Annotated in this window: 5 protein-coding genes and 2 pseudogenes; 4 read left to right on the top strand and 3 right to left on the bottom strand. The window is 47.8% G+C overall.

Annotated features, from left to right (window positions below):
- Window positions 1–181 (top strand): annotated as a pseudogene (locus AAXE93_RS11900) (photosystem II D2 protein (photosystem q(a) protein)); the annotation flags it as partial.
- Between the two features lie 53 nt (window positions 182–234).
- On the opposite strand, the gene AAXE93_RS11895 reads toward AAXE93_RS11900, so the two are convergent.
- Entirely contained in the window at window positions 235–873 is a 639-nt protein-coding gene (locus AAXE93_RS11895; protein WP_390131006.1) for a hypothetical protein, read from the bottom strand.
- A gap of 217 nt (window positions 874–1,090) precedes the next feature.
- Between AAXE93_RS11895 and AAXE93_RS11890 the strand changes: the two are divergent.
- From AAXE93_RS11890 to AAXE93_RS11880, 3 genes and pseudogenes are all read left to right on the top strand, one after another.
- Window positions 1,091–1,552: pseudogene (locus tag AAXE93_RS11890) on the top strand (photosystem II D2 protein (photosystem q(a) protein)); the annotation flags it as partial.
- Between the two features lie 312 nt (window positions 1,553–1,864).
- Complete coding sequence (locus AAXE93_RS11885) at window positions 1,865–3,427, top strand: hypothetical protein (RefSeq protein WP_390131004.1); 1,563 nt, start codon at window positions 1,865–1,867, stop codon at window positions 3,425–3,427.
- Between the two features lie 58 nt (window positions 3,428–3,485).
- Window positions 3,486–5,081 (top strand): ArnT family glycosyltransferase, encoded by a 1,596-nt coding sequence (locus AAXE93_RS11880; RefSeq protein WP_390131002.1) that lies wholly within the window; start codon window positions 3,486–3,488, stop codon window positions 5,079–5,081.
- A 31-nt stretch (window positions 5,082–5,112) separates the two neighbouring features.
- On the opposite strand, the gene AAXE93_RS11875 is transcribed toward AAXE93_RS11880, so the two are convergent.
- Together AAXE93_RS11875 and AAXE93_RS11870 are read right to left on the bottom strand one after the other, a co-directional pair.
- Window positions 5,113–6,549, bottom strand: coding sequence for an ArnT family glycosyltransferase (locus AAXE93_RS11875; protein WP_390131000.1), 1,437 nt, complete (start codon window positions 6,547–6,549; stop codon window positions 5,113–5,115).
- Window positions 6,550–6,604: 55 nt separating this feature from the next.
- On the bottom strand, window positions 6,605–7,735 hold the full coding sequence (locus AAXE93_RS11870; RefSeq protein WP_390130998.1) for a glycosyltransferase: 1,131 nt from the start codon (window positions 7,733–7,735) through the stop codon (window positions 6,605–6,607).
- Window positions 7,736–7,738: the final 3 nt, after the last annotated feature.

Genomic DNA, 7,738 nt, shown 5'->3' with positions numbered 1-7,738 from the left:
GCGCGCCTATGACTTCGTGTCACAGGAAATCCGCGCTGCAGAAGATCCCGAATTCGAGACCTTCTACACCAAGAACATCCTTCTGAATGAAGGTCTGCGTGCCTGGATGGCACCGGCTGACCAGCCGCACGAAAACTTCGTCTTCCCTGAAGAGGTTCTGCCCCGCGGCAACGCCCTCTGATCTCAAGGCCGATTGTTTCTTCAACCGCCCATCCGGGCGGTTTTTTTTTTGGTTCAGTAGCTGTCTGAATCAGGTCCCAGACGCAAGGTGAGATCGAGGCTGTTGCGTTGATCGAGCAGCGCTCGCAGCAGTGCATCGATGAGAAGAATGATGCCAACCAGCTCCAGCGCTTCCTCCAGGCCAGTGATGGCGCCGTACCAGGGGCTATGCAGTCGGATCAGATTCGATCGAACGGCAAAGCTGCCGATCATCTCCATGCCGATGGCACCGCCGATATAGACGGCCCCTGCTCGCAACAACCGTGATGCCGTTGCTCGGGAGATTGAGCCGAGGAAGCGGCGAAAGCGCCACAGCAGGATGAGGGCGAGGACGGCGTAGGGCACCACCCAGGTGGATGCCAGAGCTGGGTGCACCTGGTGCCTGAGCCCTGGAATGATCAGGATCTCGTGGATCTGAAGGGCTTCGTCGAGTGCGAGAAAGATGAAAATCTTCGAGAGCAAACGCCAGTCTTTGGTCGCGATGCGATCGCTGCTCTGCCCCAGTCGTTGCATCAACAGGGCCGCCATCAGCAACAGCCCGCTGCTGAACAGGGTGGGCAAGTTGAGCTCCCGATCCATGTTGAGGCTGTCGAGCCAATGTTTCTTCGCCCCAAAGCCATAAATGCCCACTTGCACGACGCTGTGGGCAACCAATAGTCCTCCGGTGACGGTAGTCAGCAGCTTTCGGATCGATCTTGGCGTCAGTGGAATGATCCCGATCTGGTTTGGATTTGCTGTAGTGGGTTTTTTAATCACGGTTCGCTTGTGGGGTGGATGAACTCCGGCCTCATACTTCGTTCCTAAACCTTTGCTTAACCTGTGCTTCTAGCAAGGTGCTGCATTGGGCTATGACCTGCAAGGGGGTTACACCTCCTTCGGTGTGGCTGCGATCCTCCGCTTCCTTCTCTTCCTCCAGGGCTTCCACAACTGGACCCTGAACCCCTTCCACATGATGGGCGTCGCCGGCATCCTCGGCGGTGCACTGCTCTGCGCCATTCACGGCGCCACGGTGGAAAACACCTTGTTTGAGGACGGTGAGCAGGCCAATACCTTCAAGGCGTTCGAGCCCACTCAGGAAGAAGAGACCTATTCCATGGTCACCGCCAACCGCTTCTGGAGTCAGATCTTCGGTATCGCCTTCTCCAACAAGCGCTGGCTGCACTTCTTCATGCTGTTCGTGCCTGTGATGGGCCTGTGGACCAGCTCCATCGGCATCATCGGCCTGGCCCTCAACCTGCGCGCCTATGACTTCGTGTCACAGGAAATCCGCGCTGCAGAAGATCCCGAATTCGAGACCTTCTACACCAAGAACATCCTTCTGAATGAAGGTCTGTATACAATAATTTGATAAAACTTTTATAAATTATTTGCACTTATTTTGAAATTTAGGCTGCTCTTTTTGATGGTTTCTGGACGACACAAAATGGCAAATCTGTTTGCATTAGCTTGCCGTTGCTTGGTAAAAATATTCTCTAGATCAGACTTAAGTATTTCTCGCACCTCGCTCTGGGCTCGTAAATTGTAATCAACACTTCGCCTGGTGGTCGATATTTTTGAATTCAAAAGGTAATTAAATTTGGTTACAAATTATCTTTTTGTGCCATCTGTGCTTACGCTTTACATGCCTTACCTATTTAAAAAGTTGATGTCTATACGCGATTTAAACTCAAAAATTTCACTTAAATTAGTATTTATACTTTATATCGTGACTACACTAGTTGGCGTCTCTTCACATGTGCTTTGGCGTGATGAGATGCAGGGTTGGTTAGTAGCAGTAGGAAGCTCAAATGTTTTTGAGCTGTGGAATAATAATGCTCCATCTGGGCACCCTATAGTTTACCCATTATTAACGTTTATTTCTTCGCTGATATATGAAAACCCACTGTCCATGCAGCTAATGCAATGGTCATTTGCCGCGATTTGTGTGCTTATATTTTTAAGACGAGCTCCTTTTTCAAAGTTTCAGAAGTTATTATTCACATTTGGCTATTTCCCATTTTGGGAGTATTGCCTTATCTCTAGGCACTATGTTGTAATACAGCTTTTGTCCTTTATTGGTGTAATTTATGTAAGCAAGAGAAATTATAGCCTAGTTTATATATCAGTTCTTATAGCTTTGCTGCTAAATACTCATGCTCTCGCTTGGAGTATTGCAATTGGATTTTTTATTGCAATAGCCGATGACTTTTTATATAAAAGATTGCGCAAAGGTGAGTGGGAGTTTTCTTCTGTAGATTCTTTGAGTTGCCTTGCGTCTGCGATTCTTTTATTTATCGCTTCGTGGCTGTCATTAAATAGCCTTTTTCAGACCTCCCGAAGTATTGATAGTGCGTCCATTGAAGTAAGCTTGAAGTCAATTTTAGTCGCGTTTGGCAGATACTTGGGCGGTAATATTTTAATTGTACCTGACTCCTCCCGATGGCTTGATTTATCAGTGTCTGCTGCTGTATCTGTCGCATTAATCATCGCTACTATCTTGTATATATGGCGTTCACGAAAAGCTCTATTGTTCTATTGTTCGTCTACATTTTGCTTGCTTTGCTTTAATGCTGCTGTATATAGTGGAGCAGGCTCAAGGCATTTCGGAATTTATTTTATAATTATAATGGCTTCGGTTTGGCTTTGTAGATCAGATCTTTCTGCATCTTGCAGTAGTTTGGTGGCCAATGTTAAGGAGTCCAACTTAATTGAATCTAGATCTGGATTTTCGCTATTTTTGTCTTTTATTCTAGCTATTCATTTTTTTGCAGGGATTCATAGAGTTTCCCTCGATATTGTTTATCCATATTCTGCGAGCAAAGAAGTTGCTGCTTTTATAAGAAATTCAGAGTATGCTAACTGGCCTTTGTTTGGTTCCAGGGATGTAGAGCTTGCTTCTGTCTCGGGTTATCTTGGGAAATCAATTTATTATCCTGAAATCAATCGATTAGGCACCTTTACTGAGTGGATTAATCGGAATTCATCATTAAGTAGAGAGAACTCATTGGATTATATTCAGGAATACATGGATTCACATCCAAATATCAATTCGTTGCTTGTAATTCTAAGCAATAGCTCAAATTTAAAGCATGATTTTGGGCGAGGTGATTTAACGATCTCCGATGATATATCGATTGAGTTTGTCAAAAGTTTTCTTCGATCGTATAACAAGCCAGAAAGGTACTATATTTACAAAGTTGGACGGGCTATCAATGTCTTGAGTGAGTGATGTGCAATACCCTGTATCGATACTGTGAATTTTGTTGAGAGCTACTCCTTCTTTTTTAATGCAGTTGCTTATCAGGCTTTCAATGTGTTCTCTTCTTAAAAAGAAAACTATAAATGTGCATATTTTTCTTCTATCTCTATTGATATTTATCGTCTTTATTTCGCTAATGTGGGCTGATGTGCAGAGTTTAATTGCTCATGACGAAGGCCTTTATGCAAGGCGAGCAAAATTAATATCTGATTCAGGTGATTGGCTCTCTCCATTTGCATCGCCACACCACAAAACAGTTGGTTCGTATTGGGCAATCGCTATAAGTCTGAAGATCTTTGGAATTAGCGACTGGGCTTCTAGATTACCGAGCATTGTAGCAGGATATATAGCAACATTGCTCTTTTATTTTACTTCTCTGAGATACTTTAAGCCCCTGAATTCTTTAGTTGCTTCTTTGGCATTAATTGCCATGCCTATTTATTTTCAGTCGTTGCGTACAGCAGGTCCTGATATGATTTTGATAGCACTAATCATGGCGCAAGTATATTTTTTAACCTCTGCTAAAGATGCACCTCGTAGAGTGTTTCGCTGGAAAATATTTGGCTTTGGTGCGTGCGTCGCAATGTCCTTTTTTGTGCGAAGTTTGGTGGCATTAATACCGCTTGTATCGTTATTTCCACTAATTCTTGCGCTGCAATATGTGCGCAGTATCCAATTTTGGATTTGGGCAATAAGTGGTCTATTCCTAGGTTCCATTCCGTTAATGTTTAATCTCTTATCGGTTTTTGAAGACCACGGATACTCTGGCTTGGTTTCTCTTGTTTCGTTTGCTTCGAGAAAAGCTGATGTTACTGAATGGAATTTATTCTCCAGTCTTCCATTCTACTTCACTAGGCTTGTATTATTGACGTTTCCTGCATTTGTCTTTCTTTTGCCACGCATGCAATCTTTCGGCAAAAGATTATTTTCTGATAAAGCATGTGGATTGCGAATTGAGCTTAATGCGTTGACAATATTATTTCCATTAATCTATATAATCTTATTGTCTTTTATAGGGACTAGGCATTATCATTATTTGCTGCCTCTTGTGCCCCTGCTTGCGCTGAATATTGCTCGTATGAATTTAATATTTAAAAGAAGCGCATTTAGGTTTGAGACTGGCTTTGCTGGTGTCATGTTTGTGCTTTATATGTTGGGTGCATGTGCTCTTTATTTTAAGCGTGACTATCTGCTTGATGCCGCATTTTATACTGGATTTTTTGCAATAATTTCTTCTTCTATTTTATGCTTCTATGCTTTTTATTCTAGATTTTTCTCTCGGCGAAAGCTTTCTCCTTTTGCCTCGATTTTTGCGTTTCTCATGGCGCAATATTTGACTATTTCTGCATTATCAGCAAGCGGTATTATTTGGAGTACTAACAAGGATCTCAAGGCATTGGCTAGCTCTATTAATAGTGAGTGTAAGTCCGGTGTATATCTTTATGGGCTTCCTAGTAAAGATGAAACAATCCTAAGATTTTACCTGGATAATTCTTATGTATTGCGGTCTTTGGGTGGCTTGTCCGCTGAATATGGTCGGTGCTTGGTCGCAGTAGAGTCTTCGAAGAGTCAGGTCTTGCAGGATCTGTCTAGTCATAAAATATCAAATTTTTACTTTAGATAATATGTTAACTTTACGAGTTAGCGTAAATTACCTAAGGTATCAAGTTTTTTATTGGAATCAAATATGTCTCCTCTTTGTTATCTATAAAAGATATATTATGTGCCTGAATTAGTTCCCTTATCCTATTTGATTCGGCTTCTTGCATTGGCGTATAAGTGTTACGCCAGTTCAGGCTGCCCGTTACGTAGCTGGCTCCATCGTCTTTGAGTTTTTTGAGTTGATCTATTGTTAGTTCTCTGCTTGGGATGATCCATCCCTGCCTTCGTGCAAGGTTTAGCAGTGTTGGGTCTGAATCAGTGACACAAACAACTCGGGCATTGACTGGGATTTCTTTTCGAATGCTTTCTGCGAGGGGCATCCAGGTGCTTAGTCGTCGTATTTCTACTGCCCAGTAGTCAAATGAGAGGATTGAAAGGCTGGCGATTAATGTGATGCTGAGTAATATTTGAATCGTCCAGCGTCGTTGTTTGTGCTGCAGGGTTTGCCACCCGAGGCCTACAAGCGGTGAGCTGAATAGTAAAAAGGGGAATTGGTAATACTCATGCACGGTGCTTGATCTCATCGTCGCAACGGTGCAAATCAGCATCCCGACGGCTCCTCCAAGTGCTATGCGCCCTCCGCCAAATCTCCAGCACCTCATGGTGCCGATCATCAGCAAGGGGACTCCTGTTACAACAAGCGCACGTAGACCAGTTCGGATTGCAAGATTCACCCAGCTTGAGAGATTTAGTGCTAACCCGATGTTGCTACGATCGCTATCCTCTCCCCAGAATCCAAACGTCAAGCCGCTTGCTTCACCTAGCTGGTAGGCATGCACGTACCAGGCTGACGTAACCGCGAGGGCCGTTGATACATACACCCAGAACCAGGGATTCAGAGACAAGCGTAAGAGCCGTCGCAGCATCTGCTCAGGAGATTCCGCCTTTGCGCGAGGCGATGGTGTGAGCTGCACGAGTAGTAGAGGTAGGCCTAGCCAGAGCCAAGGAATCACTTTGATGAGTGCTGCTCCGGTAAAGCAAATCCAGCTCAGGCTCAGCGCCAAGGCTTTTCGTCGTTCAACAAAGATGCTGTGGGCTTCTAGTGATCCCGCGGCGCACAGCACTAATAAGGCTTCTGCCTGAAACGTCCTTCCGTAGTAAACCCCCAAGGGTGCGAGGGCGAAGGCCATGCCCGCCCACCAACCGACCTGGGGGGTGAACCAACGCCGGCCCAGGCGCATCACCAGCCAGATGGTCAGTGCGCTGCAGAGCACCGACAGCCCGCGACCCAGCCATTCCTGCACGCCTATCAGGTTGTACAGGCGGCTTACCAGAAAGGGGTAGAGGGGAAATTCCGATTCCACAAAGCCGGCACTTGCACCGCCCCAATCGATCTGAGGCAGCCAGATCGGAGTGCCTTGCTGGCTGAAATGCCTTGCCATGGCTGCAGTGTCGGCCTGGCGCCAGCTGTGAACGCCGACCACGGGCATCCAGATCTGCACCAGCCGCAGCAGGCTTCCCAGGACGATGGGCAGCCAGGTCGGCTTAGGGGCTGTTCCAGACAAATCGGGATGAGGCCGCATAGTTCCAGACGTAGACGACAACAATGCCCGCCAGTTGGGCCCAGAGCGTATGGGCCTGGATCAGGGTGTAGAAACTGGTAGCCAGGCCAACATTGGCAAGGGCCGGCAGGGAGGCCACCAGCAGGAACTTCAGCAACCCCCGGAGCAATTGCCGTCCGCTCTGGCGTCGGTCGCGAAAGGTGAGGGCATTGTTCACCAGATAGTTCGAGCTTGCGGCGGTAATCACCGCCACAGGAAGCGCCTGCTGAAACGCCAGGTTGAACAGGCTCATCAACAGTGCTGTGGATAGCAGCTGCACCACCACGCCTGAGGCGCCCACAAGCCCGAAGCTGATGGCCCGCCGCGGCAGCAGCCGCAGGGTTGCGGTGTGAATCAGGGACACGACGAAGTCCCAGAGGACGGCGAGATCGAGCTTGGAGCTGCCATGCAGCCTTGGCTGAAAACGCAGCGGAATTTCTCCCACCTTCAGCTGGCCACGACTAATGGCCAGGAGTTCGTAGAAGAATTTGAAGCCGTTGACGTCCACTTGACGCACCAGCGGCAGGCAGCGCTCGAGGCGCAGCACCATGAAGCCGCTCATGCAATCGCTCAGGTGCCGGTAGGACCTGGGCAGGCTCCAACGGGCCAGACGGTTGGCGAGGGTGGAGCCATCGGTACGTCGATCACTGAGTCCCCGGATTTCTGAGTGGTCGAGGAAACGACTGCCCGCCACAAGGTCCAGTCCCTCTCGATCCAGGAGCTGCAAGGCCTCGCTCACGGAGGTCGGTTCGTGCTGTCCATCGCTGTCCATCACCACGGCGATGGGATAGAGGGCTGCGATCAGGCCTTCCTTGATGGCGCTGGCCAGTCCGGAGCGTCCAACGCGTTGGATGATCCGGATTCTTGGGTCCTGGCGGGCCAGGGCGCGAACCAGATCTGGGGTGCCATCGCGGGAATCGTCATCGACGATCAGGATTTCGAGCGGATGATCCATCTCCAGGTGAAGCAGGGCTTCGATCACCTGGCGGATGGAACCACCTTCATTGAATGTGGGCAGCACCACGGACAGGCCGCTGTGGCTTGTCGTTCCTTCACGTTCCGCGGTGGACGACACAGT

Origin of the sequence: Synechococcus sp. HIMB2401 (genome assembly GCF_042883245.1) — a bacterium.
Classification (GTDB): domain Bacteria; phylum Cyanobacteriota; class Cyanobacteriia; order PCC-6307; family Cyanobiaceae; genus Parasynechococcus.
The sequence above is the reverse complement of the archived record's forward strand: the minus strand, read 5'-3'. Positions and strand labels throughout refer to the sequence as shown.

Coding starts and splice junctions, on each gene's coding strand:
- AAXE93_RS11885 (WP_390131004.1), top strand. CDS start 1,865: ATGTCTATACGCGATTTAAACTCAAAAATTTCACTTAAATTAGTATTT.
- AAXE93_RS11880 (WP_390131002.1), top strand. CDS start 3,486: ATGCAGTTGCTTATCAGGCTTTCAATGTGTTCTCTTCTTAAAAAGAAA.
- AAXE93_RS11875 (WP_390131000.1), bottom strand. CDS start 6,549: ATGCCCGTGGTCGGCGTTCACAGCTGGCGCCAGGCCGACACTGCAGCC.